The sequence below is a fragment of the Rathayibacter sp. AY1C9 genome, from assembly GCF_002932315.1.
In the GTDB taxonomy this organism is placed as follows: domain Bacteria; phylum Actinomycetota; class Actinomycetes; order Actinomycetales; family Microbacteriaceae; genus Rathayibacter.
In genome coordinates, this window is sequence record NZ_PSVZ01000023.1 from 37,896 (window position 1) to 63,365 (window position 25,470).

A 25,470-nucleotide genomic window follows, 5' to 3' on the forward strand; every position below is an offset into this window, starting at 1 on the left:
CCCGCGCGTCGTCCTTCCGTCGTTCCGCGCCCGGCACCCGCCTCGACCCGCATCCCGTCGGCGGAGGCGCGGAGAGGGCGGCGCTACGCTCCCGGGATGGATGCGGAGCGCGCGGGCGAGGGTATGCCGAGCGGTTCGTCGCGGATGCGATCGCGTCGGCCTCGCGCATGACCGAGCGCGGGCTCCTCCCCGCGGAGGAGCAGCGCGTCAGGCCGAGTGCAGGTGACGGTCGAGCGTCATCCAGTTCTCCCGGCTGAGGCGGGCGGCGCCGTCGGTGTCGCCCGCGCGGAGGGACCCCACGATCGCGCGGTGCTGCTCCACGGATCCGCGGGCCGCGAGGGAGGCGAAGCGCTGGCGCTCGGCACGGCGGATGAGCGGAGTGGCCTGCTCGAGCACGTCCTCGATCATCCCGTTGCCGCTGAGCCCGGTGAGCACCGCGTGGAACGCGTCGTCGGAGCGCAGCGCCAGCTCGACGTCGCCCTCCGCCAGCGCCCGCGCGAAGTCGTCGTTCGCCGACTCCATTGCGGCGAGCGCCTCCGGAGTGACGGCCGGGCCGGCGAGGCGCGTGGCGAGCTCGTGCATGGCGGCGGCGATCTGCTGGGCGTCGCTGATGCTCTCGGCCGTGGCGGGGGTCACGATCGTCGCCCGGCCGGGCTTGGCCGAGACGAGGCCGACGCGGGCCAGCCGGAGCAGCGCCTCCCGGATCGGCGTCCGGCTGACCCCGAGCCAGGCCTCGAGCTCCTGGTCGCGGAGGCGCTCCCCCGGCTCGAACGTCCCGTCGACGATCGCGTCGCGCAGGGCGCGGTAGACGTCGTCGCGGAGGAGTGACCGGGGGGTGACGGCGGTCGTCGTCGGGATGGGCATACGGCGACGATAGCACCGCGCGATATATTGCATATGCCACTCGACCGCCGCCACCGGTGTCACTCCACCGACACCGCACCCGCTCCGCTCACCGCGAGCCGGGTGTCGAGCGGGAGCGGCTCCCACCGGTCGCCCGAGCAGAAGTCGGCGCGGTCCCGGTCCAGTCCGCTCGTCGACACGACTTCGCCGCCGTCGAGCACGACCAGCGTCTGCACCCCCTCGTCCTCGGACCGGTCGGGCCCGGACCAGGAGATCCCGGTCCGCTCCTCGACCGACTCCGGCGACTCGTAGGGGCAGACGACGAGGAAGTCCGAGCCGTCGACGCCGTCCACCTCCGCGAGGGCGAACGATCCGCCCTCCGCGGCCTCGGCGGCGTCCTCGACGGCGGGGCCGGGATCCGCCGCGCCCGCGCAGCCGACGAGCAGCAGCGCCGACGAGAGGACGACCGCGGCAGCCCGGGTCCGGCGGCCGGAGGCGGCTCCTCGGCCCGCCCGCCCCGTCACCGCGTCGCCCGCACCGCGTCGAGGATCAGCTCCGCGACCGCGTCCGGCTCCGAGACCGTCACGGCGTGCGACGCGTCGATCTCGACCGCAGTGGAGCGGGCGCGCTCGGCCATGAACCGCTGCGACTCGGCGGGGACGGCGAGGTCCTGACGCGTGATCAGGGTCCAGGAGGGGATGCTCCTCCACCCGGCCGCAGTGGCCGAGTCCTCGAGCGCGGCGGCCGCGATCGGCCGCTGGGTCGCGGCCATCAGAGCGGCGGTGGGCTCGTCGACGTCGGCCGCGAAGACCTCGCGGAACCGGTCCTGCTGGATGTAGAGGTCGTCGCCGGAGAACCCGCCGGACGCGAAGGGGACGGGGGTCAGGGCGGGGCCGAGCTCACCGCCCGGGAACCTCCCGGCCAGCTCCCCGGTGCTCTCGCCCGGCTCCAGGAGGAAACTGGCGACGTAGATGAGCGCCCGGACGTTCGCCGCGCCCTCCGCCGCCTCGCTCGCGACGGAGCCCCCGTAGGAGTGGCCGGCGACGACGACGGGTCCGTCTATCCCGTCGAGGACGCTGCGGAGGTACTCGGCGTCGGGGGCGAGCCCGCGGAGGGGGTTGGCGACCGCGAGGACGGGCAGTCCCTCGGCGAGGAGCCGGGAGGCGACTCCGTTCCAGCTGGACGACTCGGCGAACGCGCCGTGGACGAGGACGACGGTGGGCCGGTCGCCCTCAGGGGTGAACGCGGACGTGGACATGGCTGCTCCTTCGGGATGAGGTGGTCGGACGACTGCATGCAATATATTGCATGCAGGTAGAAGAAGGCGAGAGAGTGGCGGGAAATTCCCGAGGTGAATGAACGAAGTGGTCCGGTCGCCTGGTCGGGGCCTCGCGCCCTCCCGGCGAGCCGAGCGGTCGGCTCCCGTCGTCATCGACCTGCGCATGCGCGCCGAAGTCGCCCAGGGCGAGACGCTCTCGACGGAGTGAATGCCTCCTGCCGGGCCGTTCCTGCGTGGAGGCGCGCGGACACGATGCCCCCACCGGCGCCGGAGAAGCCTCGCGCTCCTCGATGAGCGAGAGGACATAAGCTCCCACACGTGGCAGCCGGCGCAGTGATGTACAACTTCGCGATACAGCTGGCTGATGTGGACCGCGGTGTCTACGAGGACATCACGTTGCGGGCCGCTCGGCACCCCTCCGAGACCGACGCGTACATGATGACGCGCGTGCTCGCGTACTGCCTCGAATACGTGGAGGGCATCACCTTCAGCGAGGGGATCTCGTCGACAGCGACCGAGCCGGCGGTGCTGGTCCGCGATCTCACCGGCAGGCTGACCACGTGGATCGAGGTGGGCGCGCCGGACGCCGAGCGACTGCACTTCGGGAGCAGACTGGCCGACCGCACGACGGTCTACACGCATCGCAACCCGGAGAAGGTGATCGCGGCGTGGTCCGGCAAGCGCGTCCACCAGCTCGAGCAGATCTCCGTGCAGAGCTTCGACCAGGGGTTCCTGGATGCCGTGGTCGCGGTACTGGAGCGCCGCAACACGCTGACCGTGTCGGTCGTCGAGGGGCAGCTGTATCTCGAGTTCAACGGCGTGACGTCGAGCAGCGACATCCACGTGCATCAGCCGGGCTGAGCCGGCGCCGAGTGTCACGAGGCTCGTGTCCGGAGGACCGGTCGGAGGACACGATGGAGCATGACGGCAGAGCACTCGCCGCCGACGAGACCGATGTGCATCACCGGCCCTCACCTGTCGCGAGCGTGCACGTCAGGGCGGTGGTGACCTGGCTGGCGATCTCTCCTCTGGTCACCATCGGGATGACAGTGCCGGCCCTCGTCGCGGACGAGTGGCCTCCTGTTCCGCGGGCCTTCGTCCTGACCGCCGTCGTGGTGCCGCTCGCCGTCTACCAGGTCGTGCCGCGGCTGCTCCTCCTGCACGGCCGGATCGTCGCCTTCCGCGGACGTCGCCGAGCGGCCCGAGGCTGAGGTCGGACGCTGACGACTCCGGACGCCGAGGGGCTCGAGGCCGCTCCTCGTCGAGTGGGGTCTCGGCGAGCCGGTCGCGGGCGATGGTCGCGGGGGATGCCTGCTCCTCGACGCTGCGGGTGTTGAGTCCGAGGAGTCCCTCGGGGGGTGAGTTCGGCGCTGATCGAGTTGATGATCCAGCGACCTCTACTCCTCCTACGCGGAGGACATGGGGCGGCTCCGCGACTACCTGAGTCGAGTGGACCCCGCCGATCGCGCGACCTGGGCGCACGCAGCCCGCGAAGCATCCGGCGCCTCCGCCGCATGGTCGAGGCGCCTCGAGCCGTCACCCGCCGCTCGCTGAAGCGTCACGGACCCTTGCTCGCTCCGCGCATCTGCGTGCGCACGAGTCGACGCCGCGGCCGACGGGGATGCCGTCGATGGCCGGCACGACCATGCTGATCCTCGCGACCGCCGGGAAGCGCAACAAGGCCGCCGAGGAGGCCATGCTGTTGCGCCAGATCGTGCGCACCACGCGAGCGATCATGGACGCCCACAAGGCCGCCGGCGACGCCCGCCGCACGCGCGAGCTCGCCGGGACGATCCGGAACCAGCTGAAGACGGTCCACGCGGGCTACAGCGCGCAGATCCAGAAGAACGCCTGGGATGCCCTGCCCGAGGACACCCGCCGCGCGCGCGAGACGGTGCAGGCGAGCTTCGCGACCGGCACCCCGGTCCCGACGAAGCTCACGAAGGCCGAGCCGAACGTGACCACGACCGCGGCCCCGCAGCGCGGCACCGAGCCGCGCGAGCGCGACGGACACGACCGCTAGACCGACACCAGTGAAGGGGAGGAATCACTATGGCTGACGACGACGGAGGCGTGGAAGAGTCCATCAACTCATCCGCGCGGATCGCGCTCACCATCGCGATCCAGCTCGGCGAGAAGCTGGCCCGCGCATACCAGGACGCGATGCGTGAAGCGCAGCAGCGCAGCGCGATTGAGGCGCGCGAGCTCGCCGCTCGCTACGAGGGCGAGCGGGCGTCCGCACGGCGGGCGGTGTCGGTCGTGAACGATCCGCAGTGGTGGGATCAGGCGAGCGTGCACGACGTCGCCCGCGTCGCGGAGACCGCGGCCGCATGGAAGGACGCCGACCCGCAGATCGCGTCCGCCAGTGCGCTGATCGCGTCAGAGGCGAAGGAACGCTACGGCGTCGACGTGGCCACGCTACAGGGCATCGCGCGCGACACCCCGACCGAACTGGACCTTGCGAAGCAGTGGGCCACCGCTGCGGCGCCCGAGGGGTATCACCGGCACGACGATGACCGCCTCACCATGCCTGTCGGCGACGCCCGCGAGCCCAATCCTTCGGCCGAGCGTGCGCTCATCGAGGACTACCGCGCAGCGGTCGCAGGCGACATTCCCGCGATGCACCTGAGCCTCGCCGAGGAGTGGAAGCGCGCCAACGATCCGGTCGGCTACCAGGACTACCGCGTCGAGACAGCCGTCGCCTTCGATGACGACGGACGGGTGCATCCCGCGGACACCGCCGCGGTCGAAGCCGCCCGCGCGGCTCTCGTGCAGGAGTGGCGCACGGACCAGGCTGGCCCAGCCGTCGACGCGGTCGACGCCGAGCGGGGACAGTCTCAGCGCGACGTCACCGAGGCTCAGGTGATGATCGCGGAGGCCGACCGTCTCGATCGCGCCAACGATGCCTCAGCCCAGGTCATGCCCACCGAGATCCCGAGCGATGCTGCGCGTCGTGCCGACGAGCTCGAGCAGCAGGCCGCCCGGTATGACCGCGATGCGGAGGCCGGCGGGACGCCCACGCAGAGTCCCGAGGAGCTACGTACCCTGGCCGAGGACGCTCGATCCCAGGTCGCCCTATACCGCGACGACAACGACGTCCAGAGCGCCCCTGAGGGCGGTCCCGCGGCGACACACGAGGGACGCGCAGCCGCGGCCCACTCCGAGGGGGAACTCGCGTACGACAGCGCCGAGCGCCGGGCTCATACCGCGAACGCGATGCAGGCCCAGGACGTCCCGCAGGAACAGATCAACGCGCGGATGACTGTGGACGCCTCCTTCGTGACTCCCGCTCGCGGAGCGGACCCCGCAGCGCGCACACGGGTTCCGTCGACGCGGGGCGGACGCGGGCCGGGTCGCCAGATCGAACGGTCCGAGCCCGGTCGCTAACGCCGAAACAGGAAAGGGCCTGCGACACCGAGTGGTTTCGCAGGCCCTTTTTCGTTCCATTTTTTAGAACACGCACCCTGCAGAGCGGACCGTGAATTCCTTCGCGTTGCCGAAGAACTGGTTTCCCCAGTTGCCAATGAAGGGCCAGTTCGTCGGCTTGTCGGGTGCGAAGTCGTAGTCGTCCTTGATCATCCAGCAGTGGTCGGACGTTCGCGCGACGGAGAATGCGCCAGAGGCCCAGTAGACCTCACCGTCCGAGGCGTCTGATGTGTACTGGCGACCGATTGAATCGGTCGGCAGTGTTTTCGCGAAGTCCATGAGGCGCTGGTCGGCGGAGTAGAACGCGAAGTCGACCTGGACCGTGCCGCCGGCGGAAGAGTAGTAGTGGTCCAGGAGAGCCTTGTAGACGTTGTCGTTGGGAATGTAGGCGATGGCGTCGATCGGTTCAGGCGCCTCATTCGGCTGAGCAGTGAGCGCGGGCTGATCGCACCGCGGAACGTCACTGAAGCCGTCGGTTCCCGTGTCCACGAACACGTTAGGAATCCAGCCGACAGTTGTTTGTTCCCAGATGTCGGAGGTTCCTGCGTCACTCGTCTCTGTGGTCCCGGTCGCTTCGCAGATCACGGACACGACGGTGCCGTCGCTTAGCGCAGGGCCTTGTCTGTTGTTGCCGTCCATTGACGGTGAGTTGCGCGGAAAAATCCCGATGTGGGTCCACGCGATCGGGAACGAGGTTTCGCTCGCTTCGGCGGCCGGGGCGGTGGCCAGAGCGGTGATCACCAGCCCTGCTGCCAGCGTGCCGGCGCTGAGCGCCTGGGTGATCTTCCGAGAGGGCATGTCGACATCCTTCGCTGTGGTACGGGACGATGAACTCACTCATGGGGAACGTCACTACACCCCGGAACACATCGTGAGGCCGTGCGCGGTCTCGCAAGTCGTCGGGCCGAAAATTTGGGTCAGATCTGGGTGACGGCGCCAGCAGAACAGCAACAGACGGAGGAGTTGGTTGTGGAGGATCGCGTGGTGCTCGGTAGCGCCATTCGTCACGCTCGCCGCCAAGCCGGGCTCTCCATTGCGGCGGCCGCACGTCTTGCCCTGCTCTCCTCGTCTTCGCTCCAACGCATCGAGACAGGAGGGCGCCGGCTCGAGGTTGAAGAGGTGGCACGCCTCGACGCGGTGCTCGGCGCAGGCGGTGAGCTAGAGGCCTTCCACGCCTCCCTTCGAAGCGGCCACGAACCCCCATCTCACTCAGCTAAAAGGTCCATCACGGAGGCGAGCCACCGGTGGCCGGCTGCGTGGGCCGGAGTCGTATGGATCATGGTCGAAATGCCAGCTCCGTCCGAGCCTCTCACCCAGGTCCAGCTTCGCTGGGGGCCCTGGCAGGTCGAGACCACCATTCAGCAGCCCACGATCTTTGAGACGTTCAAGGCGCCGGATGACGTCAGTGTGCCGATCCGTGTCAACACATCGCAGATAGCAAACATCTGGTTCGGGGCCGGGCAGCCGCCGGAGTCGCGGCACTCACTGGAAGACATACGCGGTCGGTGGGTCCATGTGAGGGGCACATCATGACTGGCCCGTTCACCCGCCACTGAGGCATCGGTGCTGTGGTCGGTTCCGCGCCGAGATGGCCCACACGCTCGGCGGCCGTGCCCCGTAAGCGGGGAACACTCGACCGTTTCTAACGGCCGCCTCGCATTGCGCGGTGGGTCGGGACCGATCCTCCATACTCGAGGAGTGCATCTTTGCTACGTAGATGACTCCGGGGACTCGAGGCACGGTGTGACGCTCACCGGGCTGATCGTCGAGGATCGTGAGTGGTCGGGCCTCCTTGACGCATGGCTCGCCGGCCGCCGCGCGATTCATCGTGAGTTCGGCGTTCTAAAGACAGCTGAACTCCATGCGACAAAGCTGTACAAGGGACGCGGTGAGTTCTGCGAGACTCCGGCGCAGAACGCGTCGTTCGGTACTGGCAAGCGGGCGGCCGCGGGTCGGGTCATGCTGTCCGCCCTCGCGAAGCATCCGCGGTTCGAAGTGGTCACTGTCGGTATGGCTGACCGGTCAAAACCGGTAGCGTACGCCCGCTTCATCGCTTGGCTTGAAGACTGGGCGGCGCGTGAAGGCACGTACGTGATGGTGCTGTACGACGGTCAGCAGGGCCTCGGCGATCCCGGCGAGCAGCTCGAGCCGCCAAGAGATCGGGAGCTCTGGGAGACCGCCATCCGTGATGCCGCTCCATATCGCGAGGTGCATCGATCACTCGAGATCCAGAGTCGTCGCGTGGTGGAGGACGTGATGATGCAGGACAGCCGATACAGCCAGCTCATTCAGGCGGCTGATCTCGTCGCATACGGCGCCTACCAGAAGCATCGTCAGGAGCATCCTGAAATCTGGGGCAGCGACGGCAAGCCCTCCGCCGACGCGATCATCGCCTACATGCGCCTCGCTGCCCGGTGGCCAGAGGACTCGGACTTCGGCGTTCACTGGCTCGATTAACGCAAGAACCCCCAGCCGAGGCTAGGGGTTCGCGGGGTGCAAGACCCCCTGGTCGATCACAGAGATCGCATAGGGCCTTGCGGGAACAGGATAGCAGCGCACGAGTGCACGTGCAACGCTCGACCGGTAGCGCTTCGGGCCCTTGGGCGCTGGTCGAGGCGAGCGACCAGGGCGTCAGAGCGAGGGTGCAGTACCCCCTGATCTGACGCCCTGGTCGCCGCTCTGCAGTGCCGGGGCTCAGTTACTCAACTTGTTGATGGCGCGGAGCAGGAAGGTTTCGAGGAGTGCGAGAGCGCGGAGCTTGAGCGGGTGTGTGCGCGCGGACCGTGATGCGACGGTTTCCCGCCACCCGTCGCGAGCTTCTGCGATCGGAGTCCGCTGGTCTCCGACGGCGAGCTCGTTCTCGAAAGGGCAGTAGGGCCCGGACTCGGCACTGGAGTGCTGGAGTGAGTGGGTAGAGAGGACGTAACGGAGCGGGCGAGGTACTCCGCGACGTCCGGGCTGTGCGGTCAGGCTGACGAACTGAGCGAGCAGTGCAGCGCTGACGCTGGCGGAGAGTGTCGCAACGTTCTGCCGCGACGGTGCTTCCCGGTGTGCACCGGCGATGTACTCCGGGTCCTCGAGGAGCCCCTGCTTGTCGAGGGGAACGTCGCCCACGGCGAGCTGACCAAGGCACGCCATGCACGGGCGTCCGGGAACGAGCGTGTGAGCACGCCAGATTCCATTACGCATCCGGCCTTCGGGGAAGGTGTCAAGCGCAATGCCTCCGTCGATGACCGGAATCAGGTCGGCGTAGGCGATCGCGTTGAGGACCGCACGCGGCCATGGGCCGTCGACGCAGGAGAAGATTACGTCGTAGTCGAGCGCGATGCTGACGCCGACGGGGTCGGTGATGCTGACCTCGTGGCGCTTCACGTCGAAGTGCGCGGCGGTCGCTGCCGACCTCATCAGGCGTGCAGCAACGTCGACCTTGGAACGGCCAAGAGCTGCGTCCAGGCGCGTGGCCCCGATCATGCGGTCGAGATTGACCGTCTCCACGGCGTCGAAGTCCATGACTCCGACGGTGGCAAGACCGGACGCGGCGAGTCGCTGCGCCACGTCCAGACCGACGCTGCCCCCGCCTACGACGAGGACACGCATACGAGCGATGGACGCCTGGCTCCGCTCTCCCCAGGACGAGACGGTGCGCTGCTGCGACCGGGTCACCTTCGGGATCCGCCGGAGTTCGTCATTCCAAGTCACCGTCAGCTTGTCCGAGACGGACCTGACCGACTCGGCCCAGGTGGGGGTGCCGCGGTTAAACCAGAACCGAGCGGACCAAGAGGTGTCGCGGCCTCCGAGGGTCATTCCGAGAAGGGGCATCTTGGTGATCGAACGGGCGACGCGCTCGTACTCCGACTCTGTCTCGTGGTCCATCGTGCTGAGGAACTGCCAGCCGCGGGCGCCCGGGTGGGAGTGCAGCAGGACCACGCCGTGGCCGTTCTGACGAGCCTCGGTAGAGGCGCGGAGTACGTACTCGCCGGTGAAGGAGGCGGTGCCGTGGATGAGGCGTTCACCCTCGCGAGGGAAGATCACCGACCTGATCAGCGCCGTCGTACGCTCGACGCCCGTGGACAGCACATAGGTTCCGATGAGCACGTCCTCTTGACCGTCGTTGCGGATGAGGTGATCGCGCATAGCTGCTTCGAGATCGCCGGCCATCGCTACGGAGTACCGCATATCAGGCCGCCTTCGGGAGAGCGATGGTGAGCAGCCCACGGACGTGGCGGAGCCATGAGAGGGCGGGGGCGACAGACGTGTCCGTGTAGTTGTAGTCGCGCGAGTGCCGCTTCCAGCCGGGCGGGCAGTCGGTCACGTCCTCGTTGGTCTGCTCGAATGCGACGAAGTCGGGGAGGTGCACCCAGTGAGGAGGGACCATCGGCCAGCTCTGAACCTCGGACAGGCTCACCCCTGTCGTGATGACCTGCCCGGCGAGCGGGCCGGCGACGGCGCGGACGTCGTAGAGGATGCGCGGCCCGTCGACCCGAGCGGGAGCGCCCGCAGCGGTCATGTCATCGACGAACTTCCGAGCCGGAAGCGAGAGCTCGTCCAGCTCGCTCATGCGACGCCTCCGACGTGCTTGGTGGTGACGAACTCGTCGCCGTCCGAGAGCGTGACGATGGTGTCATCGCTGAAGGACTCGGTTGCACCAGTCGGCAGGATGCGTGCGAGGTCGTAGCCGGCCGGATCGACTCCGGCGAGGCGGAGCAGCGCGGCAGCGGTCTGGTCGTCGTCGTAGGTGTCGAAGGTCTCGCCGTCAATGGTGAAGCGGACGCGCTGGCGGGTCACGAACCGCTCGTCGTCCTTGAGGTTGACGATCTGGCCGTCGCGGATCATCTCCTCGACGCCGTTCTCCCCGAGGACGAAGAGGTCGAACGTCCTGGGGTCGCGGCCGGCGAGGCGCAGCAGCGCAGCAGCCTCCTGGTCGAGGTCGCGCGTGGAGAAGGACTTGTCGTCGATGAAGACGCGAATGGCGGTGGGGGACTTGACGATGGGGGACATGAGCTTGTGCTCCTAGATCGGTTGAGCGCTCGACAGTTCGAGCAGGGCTAAGATAGCACGATCGCTCGAGATGTCGAGCATCTGGAAGGGAAGAGCATGGATGAGGACACATCCGCCGTCGACGTCAGGGCGCTGCATGCGGCACTCGATGCGACAAGAGCCGAACGTGACTTGTCATGGCGGCAACTGGCGAAGGAGCTGGGTGTCAGTGCGTCGACGATCTCGCGCATGGCGAACGGGCTACGCCCCGACGTCGAGGCCTTCGCGGCCATGACGACGTGGCTTCGGATGCCGGCCGAGGCGTTCTTCAGGAAGGACGTTGCAGACGAACAGCCGGAGTTAGTCGCTCAACTTGCACCGCTGCTTCGCGCGAGGCGCGATCTGGACAGTAAGGACGTCGAGTACCTCGAGCAGATCATCGGCGCCGCAGTACAGCGGTTCCGATCGGAGCGACGGGAGGGCTGAGCGATGCGTTGGACGCAGGAGCGCATGCGCGAGGTCGCGAGCGAGGAGAGGACCGGGCTCGGGCTTGCTGCGAAGGATCCTCTCGACCCCTATGACCTCTGTGTCGAACACGGAATCCCCGTCTACCCTCTGACTGATTTCGTCGACAGTCCTGAAGCTGTGGCGCACTTCAGCCAGCACCGAGTGAAGGCCTGGTCGGCTGCTCTTGTGCCTTTTGGGAGCGGTCGCATCATCATCGAGAACGACCGTCACCCACCGGTCCGACGACGATCCAGCATTGCTCACGAGCTAGGGCATCACCTACTTGAGCATCACTTCGAGGGCGTCGTTCTCGGAGACGACCACGCGCGTCAGTTCGACCAGAAGCAGGAGAAGGAGGCAACCTTTCTGTCAGGAGAACTGCTCATTCCGCTCGCGGCTGCCACGCGGATGGCGTACGACGGTTGGAAAAACGCGCAGGTGGCTGAGAAGTACGGCGTGAGCATCCAATTCGCGCAAATGCAGATGAAGGGGCCGCGAGTCCGGGCTGCTCGCGCCGAAGTCAAGTTCAGTCAGCGCTGGTCAACGAGCTGACTTCGGTTGGTAGGTGTCGTCTGCTGGGTACGACGGCGACTGCTCAGCTGTGTCTGCCGACGGCGCCATCTCCAATATCCGATAATTGCGATTATGTCAGCTAACTGCCGGATGCGCGTCCGATGACGCTTCCTCTAGGTCAGGTGTGCTCCAAGTGGCCGTCAGGGAAGCGGCGCCAGTCTCCGCTGCGGTGCTGAGGCCCCTGCAAGAGTCGGGGGGCTCCTTGTTCCCGAGGTTGCTGAACGCAGATTTCGTCAGCGACCGAGCAGGCCCGCGCTAGGGAAGTCGCGGTGGCGCGATCAGTTCGAGGAAGCCGCCGAGCGCACCCTCGAGGTAGACGATGCGCGTACCCGCTCGGGCGCCACTGGTCATCCGGTGGGGCCGACCGACCGGCCGCCAACCGTGCACAGCACACAGGCCCAGCACCCGGTCGAGGTCCGAGACCGTCAGGGCGATGTGCACCGAGCCGATGTCCGCGGGTGAGCCGGCTGCTCGAGCCGACCGAGGGGGGTCGTACTGCAGCAGCTCGACTCGGTGGTCTCCGAGTGTCACCACCGCTCCCCGGATCGTCGTTGCGTCGACGCCCGTGGTCGCGACCGTGCTGTCCGCATCGAGCGTGAAGGTGCGTTCGAGTGTGAAGCCGAGACCGGAGCAGCACGGTTCCACCGAGTCGTCGAGATCGGTCACGGTGAGGCCGGAGTGAGCGACGGCCGAGACGAGTGGTGATGTCATCCCATGAGTATCCGGCTCGACTCGGCGGCCCTTCGAGAACGGGGACCGGGCGTACAACTATCGATGCATCGAGCAACAAATCGCCGATAGTTGAGATTGTGTCAGGTCTGAGTGAGGGGCTCGTTTACAAGCACAAGCAAGAGGCTCGCTGCGTTAGCGCAGCCTTTCCAGAAACGCGATTACAGGCGCTCGATCCGCGAGGCTTGTGGTGGGGCTGCTCACCCCGGAAGGTTTTCCCGTCGCCGCCGCTGCCGGGATTACTGCGTATGACCAAGGACGACATCACTGCGATAGCTCGAGCGCGAGCACCTCGCCCCGTCGTCCATCGGTGACGATCAGACGGTCGTCGTCCCAGGCGACTCCGGTCGCGAGGACATCCGGTTCGAGTCTTACCACCCGGCGCTGTCCGCTCTGGAAGAGCAGCACAGGACCCCATCCGGAGCTGTCCATGGTGCTAACCGCTACCGCTCCGTCATCACGAATAGCCACATCTGTGGGAACCAGCCCAAGCCGAGAGAGGTCGCCGTCGCAGCGGGCGTCATAAGCAAGGTCATCATCACAACCGATCGTGTAGACCACATCCCCCGTAGCGCCGCCCTTCAACACGCCGGAGGGATCGAAAAGACGAATGCGAGAGACGCGATCGGTGCCGAACGTACCTTCCTCTGCGAAGGCTACGACCTTCTCGCCTTTGACGGAGACCGCATCTACTGCGACCGGCCTTACGGAGATCTGCCCATCGCTGTGAGCATCTCGCGCAGCTTCCACGACGTCGCCACATTCCGGCGGGTCCGACCAGCCGACGACCTGTCGCTGCGGATCGCCGAGGAGGACGCTGAACGCCTCAGCCGGAGGGGAGAACCACCCCGATGTGCTCTCGTCGGCGCCGAGCTGGGCCTCATCGAACGAGACGACGGCGTCGCACATCGCCAGAATCACGGTATCGGAGTCGCCCTCTGCGCCTCTAACCAGAGCGATGTCGCGAGTCGCGCTAATCGGGACCTCGAACGTCGGTTCATTCAGCGCATTCCTGTCGATGACGATCTTGGTGCGGTTCGCATCGAACTCGAGTTTCGCCGAGGTGATGGCAGACCAGTCATAGGTGGTCATCTCCCCCACGGTGGCGGTGGGAGCCGCCACCTCGGTAGCGTTGCCGGCTCGGTAGGAGTTCGTCGGTCCAGAGCGCATCGTGTGCTGGGAACCGGAGTCTTCGACAACGCGAGAAAGCCCTGCGCCCAGCCACGAGATGCCGCCGTCACTGACGTTAGGTGTACTTGCGAACATCGTCACAGACGCATCGCTGGCGACTCGGCTGACCGAATCGATACCGCCGACCGGTACCCAAGTCGTCTCTGTCTTCGACAGCGACCAGACGATAGGGGTGCACTGGTAAGCGGCACTGCTGACGACATAGATCGTCCCGTTCCCATCGACGGCCAATGGCTTTGCGGGCCATTCGCGGTAATCGAGCGTCTGACGTCCGGCCCGGGGCGGGGTACATGAAGTCGATTCCACTTCGGGGATGCCTGCACCTGAGTCGCTTTCGGAACTCTCTGCCTGCTCGTCGAGAGGTCGCACGTCGGCTCCGATGAACCCCGCCGAGCTCGTCTCCTCCCGGCATTCGTCGTCGTCGGGCGCGGCGGTGTACCAGGATTCTTCCGCCACGGTCGGAAGGGGCAGAGTCGCGTCGGGGAGCGCAAATCCCATCAGGCACCCCGCGATGTTAACGATCATTCTCCCGTCCGCCGCCACGGCCTCTCCGAATCCGAACCGCTCGTCCATCAGGCGCTGGGCGGGCCGATCATCGAGTGGCCGGAGCGTCAGGAAGTACTCCACAGCGTCATGGGTCCGTTCGATCACGGCCGGGCCATCGGGTCCGTCGACGATGTGCCACGTGTTCCTCCTGCAGTCTCCGGCAGGACTCGTCCACCGCAGTGGCGAGATTTTCGCGCTGTCCGCTGAGAGATTCGAGACCCGGACGATGTCCGGTTCGATGCCCTCGTTCTGGTCGCTGTCGGAACAGGCTGGGAGGCTCGCCCATTCGTTGAGCCGATCGGGGTGTATGGACGTGAACTGAGCCTGATCAAATCCGTCGACAAGCAGGTCGTCTCCGACGGAGACGACCTCGGTGTAGGTCGCCTCCTGTCCCACTCGCACACCGGCGTCGACCGTGCGAGCGACAGGTCCTTCTTCCGTGAGATCGATCACGGATATCCCTTCGTTCCCGATAACGGCGAGCCGTTCAGGACTCACGAAATCGAAGGCTCCTACTGAGGTGATCCGATCACCCGAAGGCACAGCAGATCCAGGAAGGGCGAGAAGGTCCACGAGAGACGTGCTCGGTTCTTCTTCCCCGAGTCCCGCGGGCAAGGGATCGTCGGGCCGGTTGTGCGGCACACGGACCCGAGGCGTCCAGCTCGATCGCGGTTCCTTGATCCACACAACATCGACCTCATCGCTATACCGCTCGAGTAGCCCCAGTGTGCCGTCGTCGGCAACTGCGAGATCCTCGGGATTGAGGAATAGAGGCTCAGACCCAGACAGACCCGCACTGATCGTGTCGAGGGATGCGGCAACGCTCACCGACGCCATCGGGGCCGGCACCACACTGAGCGCGGTCAAAGACACCACGGCGATCGTCGCGACCGCGGTGGCTGCGGACGCCGTCGTGTTCCAGAGGGAGCGATGGCGGCTCACGGAGGAATACCTGTCGACCAGCGTGACGATGAGCGCGTTCACCGAGGCCGCAGCAACGGCCGCAGCCAGTCCAACGATCTCACCCCGTGGCCCCACGACGCTCGAGAGCTGCGGAGGAGCCCAGAGGGACGTCGACGACCAGAGGCTGATCGTCATCCACACCGCGAGGAACGCCACGACTCCGGCGAGGGGAGACCACCGCGCCAGCACCCCGCTGCGGCGACTTCTCGGAATTCCCCGTCCTGCGTACCACGCGACGACGGACGCGACGATCCCGACCGCTGTCGCCCCGATGGCCACGACCAACGAATGGACGAGCTCGTCGCGGGGTACTTGCAGCTCGGCCGACGGAAGACGGACGAGGACGATGAGGGCGATGCCGACGATGATTCCTGCCGCGATGGCCCCACTGGACTGGAACAGGGAGTGCGGCGAGAACATCTTCCGCAAGACTTCTCTCGCGTTCCGGGACCGCCTGGCCTTCCCTTCTTCGAAACCGAAGACACCCAGCGGCGGAGGTGGGAGCGGCATCCACCCTCCGTCGCGAAGATTCGCGGCCGCGCGGCCCACGTCGGTGAACGCCATCTCCCGCGCTAACCCCTGCCACGGGAAGGTCCTCGCCCGCAGAGTGCCCTGGCCTGAGGCGACGTCGTCGCCCGCCAGGACGGCCGCGTCGAGTGCCGGGCTCCAGAGGTACTCGGCGTCATCGCCCTCCTGCGCCCCGCGGAGGATCATCTCGCGAGCCAGTTCATGCGCGTCCGACGTCTCGCTCGTCTGACCGGCTCCTTGGCTGTGCACTGCGCACATCCCCGTCTGGTTGCAGTCATCGAAGTCGGTGAGGCGGGCGTCATCGCTCGAGGGGACGGTCGGGTCGTCCCTCCGGAGAGGACGACCGGATCCGGAGCGCATCGGGACGTGTCCCGCGTGCAAGAGCTCCCACAGGGCGAGGCCGCCGGAGGCGAGGTCCGACGAGGGCGGAGTCGACGCGCTTCGCCTCGACAGAGTCGATGACCCCCAGTCCCCGACCACGACGGTAATCACCCCGTCCCGCTCTACCGCGAGCAGGTTCTCGAGCCGTAGGTCACCGTGCGCTGCCTGCCGCGAGGAGGCATCGAGGTCGTTGAGGGCTCGGAGGGTCTTCGCGATCGTCGCGGCGGCGAGCGTCGACATCGTCATGATCAGCTCGGTCGAGAAGCGGTCCACCGTCTGAGCGAGCTCATCCGTCTTGCTTGAGGGCCGTGCGACGAGCAGCGCATCCAGGGAGAAGAGCGCGCGTTCGATGACTAGGACGTCCTGATCGCGTCGCTTGGCGTGACCGAACATCCGAAGCACCGGGATCGTGCCGGGGCCGTGGGACTCGATCCACCTGTACGCGCGGGCTTCATTCCTCAGTTCCGACCGCGCTTGACCGTCTCCATCCGCCAGCTTCACTGCGACATGGACGGGGCTGCTACCTGGCGCTTCGAAAACCCCCTCGACGATGCGAGTGTGAGCGGAGGTCTCCCTGTGATTGTCGATCCTGTATTCGTCGGAGTCGATGTAGTGGACCGTTCCCGCCGCTCCGAGTCGGACCGCCGCGGTCCTCGTGCTGCTCGCGCCGACCATCTATCTCTGCTTCCTCGGTCGCACCTCGAGTACGGCGACCGTCGCATTGTCGGCGTCTTGGGCAGCGGATGCCCTTGCCGCGCTCATGATCGCGGTGGAGAGGTCATCGAGCCGCAGACGGGCCCGGCTAATCACGTCAGCCATCCTCCAGAGCGGAAGCGCGTCGTCGATCCCGTCGCTGGCGACGACCACGACGTCCTCGGGCTCCACTCTCCAGCAGAGGATCGATGGTGGCCCCCCGGATCCGTCCGGCGACAGCCAGCGCGTCAACCAGGCCGCATCACGGTCCGTCTCCGCAGCGATCGAACCGGACGCCACCTGCATCGAGACGGAGTGGGGGGTCGTCGACTCGATGACGCGGCCGCCTCGGATCAGCGTCACTCGACTGTCTCCGAGCGTCAGCACCCAGCACATCCGCCCGAGGACCACCGCTGCGGCGAGAGTCGATTGCGCGGCAGGATCGAGACGGCCGTCCGCGACCGCCGCCCGGAGCTCGTCGACGACACAATCTACCGTCGCATGCAGGAACGGCCCGGAAGCGCGGTGCCGGAATGCGAAGACCTGCAGATGATCCCGCGCAGCTGCTGACGCGAGCCTGGCGCAGATCCCGGCGGTCGGCGAGCTACCCACTCCATCGCAGACCACGACGATACCGAGGCGGGCGCTCGAGAAGACGGATGCCGAGTCCTGCTGTTCGTCCCGCGTACCGCGCACGCTGCGCGGGCCGCTGATCCTCGTCCGCATCTCAGTCCTGCGGCTTCAGGAGATGCTGGAGATCCTCTGCCGTCAGCGCCCCGGACGAGCTCAGCGCGGCAGCCAGACCGACCAGGTCCGAAACGTGGGATCGGGTTCGATACTCGACCTGCCGTGGGTCCTCTTGATCGTCCCCGGGATTCAGAGCGATCGCGTCGACCTTCGCGAACCTCAGAGCTCTGGCCCAGTCGGAACGATCGGGAATGCCGCGTTTGGGCGGCGTGGCACCCACGCACCAGATGCAGACCTTGCGGAAGAGGTATCGGACGCCGTCCTCGACGCCGCTCACCGACGGGTCCTCCTCCAGGAGCCTGCTGAGGGAATGGGTGATCTCGGCCAGCGATTCGCCTCGACGCTCTCCCTCCTCGTACTCACGCAGGGCGAGGGACATCAAGTGTCCGGAGTTCCCCCTCTTCCGCAGCTCGGGGACCAGGTACTTTCGCAGCACGTCGAGTTCGGGAACACCGACCGTCTTGGTGGGGCGAGAGGTCACTGGTCCGAAGCTGGCTCGGATCCTGATCGAACGGCGCAGTGTCTTGCTCGTCAGGACGAGGACAAATCCGTTCGGCGTCGCTCGAGGGACAGCCACATTGGCGTGGCCGGTCGAACGCCTGTCCGGGGTGAGCTCGCGGTCGTCGAGCCGGGCCTGGAACTCGCCCGTCGAGTGCGATCCGAGATCGATCATGACGCGGACGTGCTTCTCCCGCGAGAAGAGCAGAAGCAACGTGCTCGGAACCGCGTCGTGGACGCGCTCGAACTCCTCATCGAAGTGCTCGTACGTGACCGAGTGCGCCGGGACCGCGCCCCGCCCCAACTCGAACGCCTGTCCCTCATCGAGCACGAGCGTCACTTCGCCGCGGGCGCTGTGCTCGAGCCCGTCTTTCAGCACGTCGACCACAAGGGTCGTGAGAGTCGAGGTCCCCGGCACATCGCCTCCCGCGCACTGACAGCGTCCGTCTCCGGCTCAGCCTAGAGGCACTCTGACGGACCGAGCGAGAGTTGGCGGACGTCCAGGACGAGAACCTGCGCATTCTTCCGTTCTGAGCGGAAAAACCCGCCCGTCCCGCGATCCACCCTCGAACTACGAAGCCGTAGGAGAGGGGGTCCACATGGAAGACGACACTCCGGGCGTCCAGGATGCCAACGACCGCCAGCGCGCTGCTCTCTACGACGCCATGGAAGAGGTGGCGCGTTTGCGCTCGGAGGATCTGCCGGGGATCGGTGAGATCTTCCGGGACAACGTCATCGTGAACACGGCCCGTCGCGACCGAGGGCGACTGGGCTCCTTCGCACCCGAATCGTGGGATTTCGAGGGCGCGCCGATCAGCGAGGTGGTCGTGCACGCCCGACACGCGAGCGCGCGCCCTGGTCAGACGCTCGGCGAAGACGTGCTGGTCACGCTCCTCCACGAGCTTGCCCACATGCACGCCCATTACACGGGAGTGAAGGACACGTCGAATCGCGGGCGCTGGCACAACCGCCGCTTCGGCGAGATCGCCGTGGCACTGGGCCTGGTGGTCGAGCGCCCCGCCGACTACCGCGGTCACACGACTCCTCGCCTGTCTTCGCGGTACGCGGAGGACTACGCCGTCCTGATCGCCGCGCTCGACGACGCGCTCCGGGTGCGGCCCTCCGCTCCCGTCCTGGCGCGTCCGGGCGAGCCGAGCGATCACCCCGCGTCTGGTCAGGAGGACCCGCGAGACGTTCCGCCCGCTGCGCGTGGAAAGTACGTCTTCCTCTCCTGCTCCTGCGAGCTCGACGGCGGGATGCGCCGCACGATCCGCGTGGCCCGCGGATCGTTCGTCGAGAACGCCGTCCAGTGCCTCCTCTGCCAGACCCCCTACCAGCCCTCCGAGTCTCTGACCGGGGCCGGTTAGACACCGCCGATCGAAAGGACAGGACGATGCAGTACACCTCGAACCCGTGCGCACGGCGCACGCTCCACGTCATCGACATCGAGAACGAGGTCGGTGGCCCGAACGCCTCCGCCGACGAGGTGCGTCGATGGTTCGCCGTCTACCGGTCTCAGATCGTCGTGATCCAGCCGGGCGACCAGGTCATCGTTGGAGCGAGTCACCGGGCCGCGAAGACCGTCTGGTTCGCGCTCCTGGGCGAGAACATCCAGCGGCGCGTGCGCAGCGGTCCCGATGGCGGCGAGTCGAGCATCACCGATGGTCTCGACCTCGCGCACCTGAGCCGGGCCGGGTTCAGCCGCGTGATGCTCTGCAGCGCCGACGGCGGACTCGTCCACCTGGCCCTCGAAGCCCGCGCTGTCGGCATGCAGGTCCACCAGGTCATCGGCCTGGGGAAGCCGTCGAGGGCACTGTCCGCCGTCGTGCACACCCGCACCGTCATCCGCCCGTCCGCTCTTCGCGCGGTCACCGTCAACCTTCGCCACGACCTCGCCGACCGCGCGGCGTGACCCTCACCCAAATCCGACTGGAGTAAACATGTCCCGACCGTCTCGCCGCCCCACTCGCCGACAGTCTCCCTCCCGATCGCGTCGTCGCCCCTCGTCGACCCGCCGCACCTCCCCTGGCCGCTCCCGATCGTCCTCGCGGGCAGGACGCGCCGGAAGGAGAGGCGTCACTCCCCGTCGCGCAGGGCTCGCCCTCGCGGGCGTCATCACGGCCGCCATGCTCGCCGGCGTCGCGTTCCTGACGGGCGCATTCGAACCGACGCCCCCGCTCACGATCGCGCACAACATCGTCTACACCGCGCCGACGTCCACGGACGCAGCGATTGAGCTTCCCTCGGAAGTCGTCGAGCTCCTGCACGAGGACGGCCGCGCCGGCGCCGGCGTCGCGGTCAGCCGCGTCGACTCCGACGGCACGGTCGACGTCGAGGTCGTCGACATGACCCCTCGTGTCGACGACTCCGAGGACAGCGCGATCTTGAACATCCCGGAGCGCGCCGCGGAGGCGATCGACAAGAAGATCGACTCGATCGAGAAGTCGATCAACGAACCGGCGAGCGGCGGGGACCGCGCCCTCTTCAGCGGCCTCACCAAGCTCAAGCTCACGGACGCACCCACGATCATCGTCAGCAGCGGACTTGACCTCGCCGATCCCTTGTCCTTCCCGTCGCTGGCGTGGACAGTCCCAGTCGAGAACGTGGTGGCGAACGTGAAGGACTCCGGAGAGCGGCTGAACGTCTCCGACGACGTCACCTTCGTCGTGGTGCCCACTGCGGGTTCACAGCCGCAGCTCCGCGACGGGCAGAGCACCTACCGCGACGAGGTCTGGACCAGCGTCCTCGAGGGCGGTGGAGCGTCGAACGTCCGCTTCATCGACGCTGTGGCGGTCGACACCGTCGACGTGTCGGGACGGCCGGAGGCTCCGGTTGTGAGCGTCCCGCCGCTGCCGATCACGCCCGTCGGTGATCCCGCCGACCCGAAGAGAGCGACGTGCTCGGTGCCCTCTGCGTTCTTCGTGGTCAACGAGCCGACTCTGTTGGACGAGGAAGGCACAGTCGCGGCTCTGCGCGACTGCATCGAGAACGCTCTCGCGGCCGGAGCGACCTTCGAGCTCGACGGCCACACCAGCTACAGCGGCCCTCTCGACGCAGACGGCAAGCCGGCGATCGCGCTGCCCGAGAACCAGACCCTCTCCGAAGACCGCGTCGACACGATCGCGGACACCGTGATGATCGACCGCCTCGGCGTCCCGGCAGACCGCATCCTCGCGCGCCGCGGCCACGGGAACGTCGATCAGCCCGTCCCGGACGACCCGGGAAGCCCCGAGAACCGCCGCGTGGACATCACCTTCACCACCCCCTGACCCAACCCACACGAGAAACGAGACCCAGATGACCATCAACACCACCGTCGGCTCGACGCCCGGCGCAGACGACGAGAAGCCGTGGCAGCCCGCACTGACCGAGCGGGAAGCCCGAGCACAGGGAATTAGCCCACAGATGTACCGGCAGCTCGTCGTGCTCGCCCGGACGGCGAACGAGGAGGGCGCCGCGAAGGGCCTCCCGCCGCACCTCCGCGAACCCGGCACCACCCAGAACGACCTCTTCACCTCCGAGTACATCGAGGCGGGTGACGCGGAGCTCGAGGAACGGCTGGACGTCGACATCGACCCGCAACTCGACGAGATGCGCGACACCCTCGAGAGCGTCAAGTCGGGGCTTGACGCCCTGGACGAGGACACCCTCCCGGTCGTCGCGCCCGAGTCGGGCGAGACGATGACGAACGCCGAGGCGATCGAGCGCGTGGGTACGAGTAACGCGAAGATCAAGGCCGACACCCGCGCCGGGCGGACCCATCACCTCCGGACGAGCCGAGCGCTCATGATGATCGGTCGCTTCGCTCCCTGGGTTGAGGCCGTCGGATTCCTCGCCTTCGTCGCCTTCTACCTGAACGTGCCGCTCCTGCAGCCGTGGGTGGACCCGCTGGGATGGACCTTCGCGATGGCCGTCGTGGTCTTCGTCATCCTCGGCCAGACGTACACGGTCCACGGCAGCGCTCGCGCCCACAACCACGCTCGCGAAGACGAAGCCGAGAGCAACCGGCACGAAGCCGAGAAGGCGTACCGCGCACGCAACCGGTACCTGCTGATCGCGGCGATCACAGCGGCCACGATCACCGGCGGCATGATCGCCCGCGCGATCGTGGCCCTCGGCGACGCGGAGCTCGGCACGCTGGTGATCATGGTCGCCTTGGCCATCGTGACCGGGCTGCTCATGCCGACCCTGGCCTGGCTCGCCGAAGCCCGCGACGGCAGCACCACCTCCCGAGAGCGGGACCGACTCGTGGAGGTCCTCGACGCGGATCTCGAAGACGATCTCGAGACCCGCGCCACCGTCCAGTCGGAGCTGGCTGAGGTCGAGGAGGTCCGCGATCACCTCCAGACGAGCGACTTCCCGCGCACTGTCGACTTCGTCCAGAAGACCGTCGACGAGTGCTACTTCCCGTACAACGCCATCCGCGTGCTCATTGGCAACCTCCAGGCCGACCCCCCGGAGAAGACCACGCCGACGCTCACGCGGGACGAGCGCGGACAGATCATCGGCGGCTCCATCAGGGTCAGCATCCCCGGCGCGCGCAGCGTCAACCTGAGCCCCTTGATCGACCGCCTCGACAGGCTCGCCGCCCTCGAGCAGCTCCGCCAGAAGCGCCACCAGCGCTTCCTGGACACGCCCGCCCACCCGTGGGCAGCCGCTCGCAACAGCTGATGCCCCGACGAGGGCCGCACGCCGAAACCCATCGGTGTGCGGCCCTCGTGCATTCGGCCTATCCAGAACCCCTAGCCCGATACCACCGAGAGGACCACCGTGCGCACCATCCCCCGCCACCCCGTACGCCGCCGTTCCACGGGCGCAAGGAATCGAACAGTGCGACGTCGATCCCGACACGGCTCGGTCCGTCGGACTACGAGCCCGCGTCGGCCGAGACGGAATCGGCGCCCACGTAGCGGCCCTCTTCCCGGGCGTGCGTTGACTGCCGTCTTCCTCGGTGTGGCGCTCGCGATGGCGGCCTGGATCTCGATCTCGCCATCCTCGTCCGCACGCCCGCCGACGTCCGACCGCACTTCCTCTCCGGTGCCGCGGCTTCCGGTACCGGAGGCGAGCACTGTCGTCGAAGGAACGGATTACTCCTTCAGCGGTCGCGTCGATGGTCAACCCGTCCGCTGGTCCTGCGATGCGAGGATTGAGATCGGGTCTATCGGTCAGGTGCCTCCCGGAACCGCTGCTGCCCTCGACGAGGTGGTCAGCGTCCTGCGAGAGGCGACCGGGCTCGATCTGGTCGTCGCGACCGACGATTCCGCCGACATCACCCTCCGGTTCAGCGCCTTCGGCACCTCGGTGGACGGGATGTCGTTCCCCGGGCCGACGATCCTCGGCGTCGCGCGGCCCCGATGGTCCGGAAACGGGATCATCGACAGTGCACAGATCATCGTCCGCAACGACGACGCCACGGCCGACCCCGCGAGCTCAACCGGCAAACACGTGCTCCTCCATGAGCTCGGCCACGCGCTGGGGCTGGGTCACACGGCCGCGGAAAGGCCGGAAATTATGGCGCCGAAAGTGGATGCGGCACACATCGGCGGGCTGGGTCCCGGCGATCGATACGCGCTGGCGATGATCGGATGCTGAGGAGGAGCGGCTGGCACCATGTCTCAAGAGTTGCGTTCAGCCCCGATGGTCCGGTGGGAACATTCCAGTAGGGGGTGCGGTGTACGGCAGCATGTCGCCGGCTCTGTTCTCGTCCGTTGACGTCGCGAACGGACCCGTGTGCGAGAGCAGCACCTTCATGTGCACGTCGAGGTGGCTGATCCAGTAGGCGCTCAGATCCGCAGGATTCATGCGGACCTCCTCCCACATCCGCCAGAGAGCTTCGATGCGGGTAAGCGCCTCGATGCTGCCCCACCACTGGGCGGCCCACCGTTCTCCGCCGTTCTGGCCCTTGGCCGTGACGCGGCGTCGGTAGGAGGGTAGGAGGAACTTCCGGACCCACTCGTCGGCTGAGCCGAAGTGCGTCGGTGGCACCTCGTCCGCCGCTGCCGCCGGCACCGGCTCTAGCCGCACGTCGACCACTTGAGCGGGCGCCGAAAACGGATCCGGCTCGACGTCGAACAGGTCCTCTTCGCTCATCACTCGCTCCGGAGCGACGTGTCCTGCGCCACGTCGACGTCCGTCGATTGTTGCGCCTCGAGCGAAGGCATCACCGTCACGACGGGCGACACCGGCGCGGAGTTCGCGGGTCCGCTGCTGGCGTCGTGGGCGGCGATGGAGGCGTTGATCGCGGCGACCTGCTCCTTCGGCCCGTTGTACCAGGGCACAGTGTCGACGAGGGCGGCACGGGCGCCGGAGGAGAGCATTATCGCGCGTCCGCGGCCCATGCTGGTGAGGTCGGCGACTTCGAGGATCTTCTCTCGGCGCAGCGCCGAGGTGGTGGAGCGGACGCCCTTGTTGTAGCTGGCGGAGGTGGTCTCTTTGTCGTAGGTGCCGATCAGCTCGGAGAGGGTGCGCAGGAACTCGTCTTCCGCGACTCCGCCGGCGTACAGCTTCACGTTCGCGGCGGACCAGAGCTTGAGCATGCCCTCTTTGCCGAAGACGCCGACGCCCTGGGACCAGGACTGGAAGACGGCCATGATCGGGATCCCGCGCGAGCCGTAGTGGGAGTACAGGTCGGGAAGGTCCTTCCACCGGCAGACGTTCGCTGTCTCGTCGAGGACGGCAACGAGCGGCGTCGCGAGATGGCCTCCGCGGGAGCGCGCGGCGTGTTCTTCCGCGGCCTCGATGGTCGCGGCGGTCAGGGCGGTGACGAGGGGGCCGGCGGTGCCGGCGCCCTCCTTGGACAGCGAGTACAGCGTCTGGGTCGACGTGACGAACGTCTCCGGGACGAACTGGGGACGGGTGTCGTTCGGGCGGGCGTTCACCCAGTCGGCGGTCGCGGCGCTCTTCAAGCACACGGCCACGCCCTGCGCGGTCGAGTAGATCCCGTCGCGGGCTTTCTCGGCGGTGTTCATGATGCCGCGGACCGCTCGCGCGTTCGTCGGGTAGCCGTTGTCGTGCAGGAGCTCGACGGGTGTCTCGTCCTCGACGGAGGTCAGCCAGAGCAGCACATCGCTGATCGGCCGGTTCCCGGCCGCGGCCGCGAGCAGCAGATCAGACAGCAGCTCTTGCCCCTTGCCGTCGAAGTAGGCGTCGGTCTTCGCGTTCAGCGTCCGAGTGCCGGAGGCGAAGTGCGTCGCGAGCTTGGCGGCCTTGGTGTCGTCGGTGACGTAGGAGAGGGGGTTCCACCACCAGGTCACGTCCTCGAACGCGACGCGCTGCGGGTCGAAGACCCACACGTGGCCCTTGGCGGCGCGAACGTCCCTGGTTGCGTCGAGCACATCGCGCTTGTTCGACGTCGCGACCACGGCGCCGGGCGCGGCCATGATCGCGGGGATGACGAGGGAGGTCGACTTGCCCACGCGGGGGCCAGCGATCAGCAGCATCATGTCCTCGAACGAGGCGTAGAGCATCTGCTTCCCCAGGTGCAGCCGGCCCACCGGGACGCCGGGGTTCTCAGCGACGCCGAGGCGGGCGGACTTCTTCAACGCCTCCTTGCGCATCATCGGCGCCAGGTCGCGCGGGGTCGCCATGTA

At 67.4% G+C, this 25,470-nt stretch carries 26 protein-coding genes; 13 read left to right on the forward strand and 13 right to left on the reverse strand.

The features are described 5' to 3' along the window. Positions 1-207: 207 nt before the first annotated feature. From C5D09_RS14040 to C5D09_RS14050, 3 genes are read right to left on the reverse strand one after another with little or no spacing between them, the layout of a single operon-like run. Positions 208-864: a GntR family transcriptional regulator gene (locus C5D09_RS14040; protein WP_104269577.1), complete on the reverse strand. Its 657-nt coding sequence runs from the start codon at positions 862-864 to the stop codon at positions 208-210. Positions 865-923: 59 nt separating this feature from the next. Next, positions 924-1,367: a hypothetical protein gene (locus tag C5D09_RS14045; protein WP_104269578.1), complete on the reverse strand. Its 444-nt coding sequence runs from the start codon at positions 1,365-1,367 to the stop codon at positions 924-926. After that, positions 1,364-2,101 (reverse strand): alpha/beta fold hydrolase, encoded by a 738-nt coding sequence (locus C5D09_RS14050; RefSeq protein ID WP_104269579.1) that lies wholly within the window; start codon positions 2,099-2,101, stop codon positions 1,364-1,366. The genes C5D09_RS14045 and C5D09_RS14050 overlap by 4 nt, the downstream gene beginning before the upstream one ends. A 339-nt stretch (positions 2,102-2,440) precedes the next feature. On the opposite strand from C5D09_RS14050, the gene C5D09_RS14055 reads away from it, so the two are divergent. The 4 genes from C5D09_RS14055 (at position 2,441) to C5D09_RS14070 (ending at position 5,509) form a co-directional block, all read left to right on the forward strand. Then, on the forward strand, positions 2,441-2,983 hold the full coding sequence (locus tag C5D09_RS14055) for a YaeQ family protein (RefSeq protein WP_104269580.1): 543 nt from the start codon (positions 2,441-2,443) through the stop codon (positions 2,981-2,983). A 53-nt stretch (positions 2,984-3,036) separates the two neighbouring features. After that, positions 3,037-3,333, forward strand: coding sequence for a hypothetical protein (locus tag C5D09_RS17885; RefSeq protein WP_104269581.1), 297 nt, complete (start codon positions 3,037-3,039; stop codon positions 3,331-3,333). Between the two features lie 419 nt (positions 3,334-3,752). After that, the gene (locus tag C5D09_RS14065; RefSeq protein ID WP_146085643.1) at positions 3,753-4,145 is read left to right on the forward strand and encodes a hypothetical protein; all 393 of its coding nucleotides are present in this window, start codon (positions 3,753-3,755) and stop codon (positions 4,143-4,145) included. A gap of 29 nt (positions 4,146-4,174) precedes the next feature. Beyond that, positions 4,175-5,509 carry a hypothetical protein gene (locus tag C5D09_RS14070; RefSeq protein ID WP_104269583.1) on the forward strand — a complete coding sequence of 445 codons (1,335 nt, stop codon included), beginning with the start codon at positions 4,175-4,177 and terminating at the stop codon, positions 5,507-5,509. A 63-nt stretch (positions 5,510-5,572) separates the two neighbouring features. Here C5D09_RS14070 and C5D09_RS14075 read toward each other — a convergent pair whose 3' ends face one another. After that, complete coding sequence (locus tag C5D09_RS14075; protein ID WP_104269584.1) at positions 5,573-6,346, reverse strand: hypothetical protein; 774 nt, start codon at positions 6,344-6,346, stop codon at positions 5,573-5,575. An 81-nt stretch (positions 6,347-6,427) separates the two neighbouring features. Between C5D09_RS14075 and C5D09_RS14080 the strand changes: the two genes are divergently transcribed. Then, positions 6,428-7,081, forward strand: a complete 654-nt coding sequence (locus tag C5D09_RS14080) for a helix-turn-helix domain-containing protein (protein WP_104269585.1) — start codon at positions 6,428-6,430, stop codon at positions 7,079-7,081. 165 nt (positions 7,082-7,246) lie between these two features. Then, positions 7,247-8,005 (forward strand): DUF3800 domain-containing protein, encoded by a 759-nt coding sequence (locus C5D09_RS14085; RefSeq protein WP_104269586.1) that lies wholly within the window; start codon positions 7,247-7,249, stop codon positions 8,003-8,005. A gap of 237 nt (positions 8,006-8,242) precedes the next feature. Here C5D09_RS14085 and C5D09_RS14090 read toward each other — a convergent pair whose 3' ends face one another. Genes C5D09_RS14090 through C5D09_RS14100 form a run of 3 tightly spaced genes read right to left on the reverse strand, consistent with a single transcriptional unit; the run spans position 8,243 to position 10,546 of the window. Further along, positions 8,243-9,706: a ThiF family adenylyltransferase gene (locus C5D09_RS14090; RefSeq protein WP_181135056.1), complete on the reverse strand. Its 1,464-nt coding sequence runs from the start codon at positions 9,704-9,706 to the stop codon at positions 8,243-8,245. Between the two features lie 19 nt (positions 9,707-9,725). Next, positions 9,726-10,106 (reverse strand): hypothetical protein, encoded by a 381-nt coding sequence (locus C5D09_RS14095; protein ID WP_104269588.1) that lies wholly within the window; start codon positions 10,104-10,106, stop codon positions 9,726-9,728. Beyond that, complete coding sequence (locus tag C5D09_RS14100) at positions 10,103-10,546, reverse strand: multiubiquitin domain-containing protein (protein WP_104269589.1); 444 nt, start codon at positions 10,544-10,546, stop codon at positions 10,103-10,105. The genes C5D09_RS14095 and C5D09_RS14100 overlap by 4 nt, the downstream gene beginning before the upstream one ends. Before the next feature lie 96 nt (positions 10,547-10,642). On the opposite strand from C5D09_RS14100, the gene C5D09_RS14105 reads away from it, so the two are divergent. Continuing rightward, complete coding sequence (locus C5D09_RS14105) at positions 10,643-11,011, forward strand: helix-turn-helix transcriptional regulator (RefSeq protein WP_104269590.1); 369 nt, start codon at positions 10,643-10,645, stop codon at positions 11,009-11,011. 3 nt (positions 11,012-11,014) lie between these two features. Next, complete coding sequence (locus tag C5D09_RS14110) at positions 11,015-11,584, forward strand: ImmA/IrrE family metallo-endopeptidase (protein WP_104269591.1); 570 nt, start codon at positions 11,015-11,017, stop codon at positions 11,582-11,584. Positions 11,585-11,860: 276 nt separating this feature from the next. Here the strand turns inward: C5D09_RS14110 and C5D09_RS14115 are convergent, their stop codons facing one another. The 4 genes from C5D09_RS14115 to C5D09_RS14130 form a co-directional block, all read right to left on the reverse strand. Next, complete coding sequence (locus C5D09_RS14115; protein WP_104269592.1) at positions 11,861-12,316, reverse strand: VOC family protein; 456 nt, start codon at positions 12,314-12,316, stop codon at positions 11,861-11,863. A gap of 282 nt (positions 12,317-12,598) precedes the next feature. Continuing rightward, the gene (locus tag C5D09_RS14120; RefSeq protein WP_104269593.1) at positions 12,599-16,618 is read right to left on the reverse strand and encodes a hypothetical protein; all 4,020 of its coding nucleotides are present in this window, start codon (positions 16,616-16,618) and stop codon (positions 12,599-12,601) included. Beyond that, a complete protein-coding gene (locus C5D09_RS14125) occupies positions 16,619-17,362 on the reverse strand; it encodes a PP2C family serine/threonine-protein phosphatase (RefSeq protein ID WP_104269594.1) in 744 nt (247 codons plus the stop codon). 1 nt (position 17,363) lies between these two features. After that, positions 17,364-18,269: a hypothetical protein gene (locus C5D09_RS14130; protein ID WP_146085644.1), complete on the reverse strand. Its 906-nt coding sequence runs from the start codon at positions 18,267-18,269 to the stop codon at positions 17,364-17,366. Positions 18,270-18,480: 211 nt separating this feature from the next. Between C5D09_RS14130 and C5D09_RS14135 the strand changes: the two genes are divergently transcribed. From C5D09_RS14135 to C5D09_RS14155, 5 genes are all read left to right on the forward strand, one after another. Beyond that, entirely contained in the window at positions 18,481-19,248 is a 768-nt protein-coding gene (locus C5D09_RS14135; RefSeq protein ID WP_104269596.1) for a hypothetical protein, read from the forward strand. Positions 19,249-19,274: 26 nt separating this feature from the next. Beyond that, on the forward strand, positions 19,275-19,793 hold the full coding sequence (locus C5D09_RS14140) for an NYN domain-containing protein (RefSeq protein WP_104269597.1): 519 nt from the start codon (positions 19,275-19,277) through the stop codon (positions 19,791-19,793). A gap of 214 nt (positions 19,794-20,007) precedes the next feature. Next, positions 20,008-21,150 carry a hypothetical protein gene (locus tag C5D09_RS14145; RefSeq protein ID WP_104269598.1) on the forward strand — a complete coding sequence of 381 codons (1,143 nt, stop codon included), beginning with the start codon at positions 20,008-20,010 and terminating at the stop codon, positions 21,148-21,150. A gap of 28 nt (positions 21,151-21,178) precedes the next feature. Further along, on the forward strand, positions 21,179-22,552 hold the full coding sequence (locus C5D09_RS14150) for a hypothetical protein (RefSeq protein ID WP_146085645.1): 1,374 nt from the start codon (positions 21,179-21,181) through the stop codon (positions 22,550-22,552). Positions 22,553-22,813: 261 nt separating this feature from the next. After that, a complete protein-coding gene (locus C5D09_RS14155) occupies positions 22,814-23,473 on the forward strand; it encodes a matrixin family metalloprotease (RefSeq protein WP_146085646.1) in 660 nt (219 codons plus the stop codon). Positions 23,474-23,509: 36 nt separating this feature from the next. On the opposite strand, the gene C5D09_RS14160 is transcribed toward C5D09_RS14155, so the two are convergent. Continuing rightward, the gene (locus tag C5D09_RS14160) at positions 23,510-23,971 is read right to left on the reverse strand and encodes a DUF4913 domain-containing protein (protein ID WP_104269601.1); all 462 of its coding nucleotides are present in this window, start codon (positions 23,969-23,971) and stop codon (positions 23,510-23,512) included. After that, a partial coding sequence (locus C5D09_RS14165; protein WP_146085647.1) for a type IV secretory system conjugative DNA transfer family protein occupies positions 23,971-25,470 on the reverse strand: 1,500 nt, incomplete at its 5' end. The genes C5D09_RS14160 and C5D09_RS14165, both read right to left, overlap by 1 nt.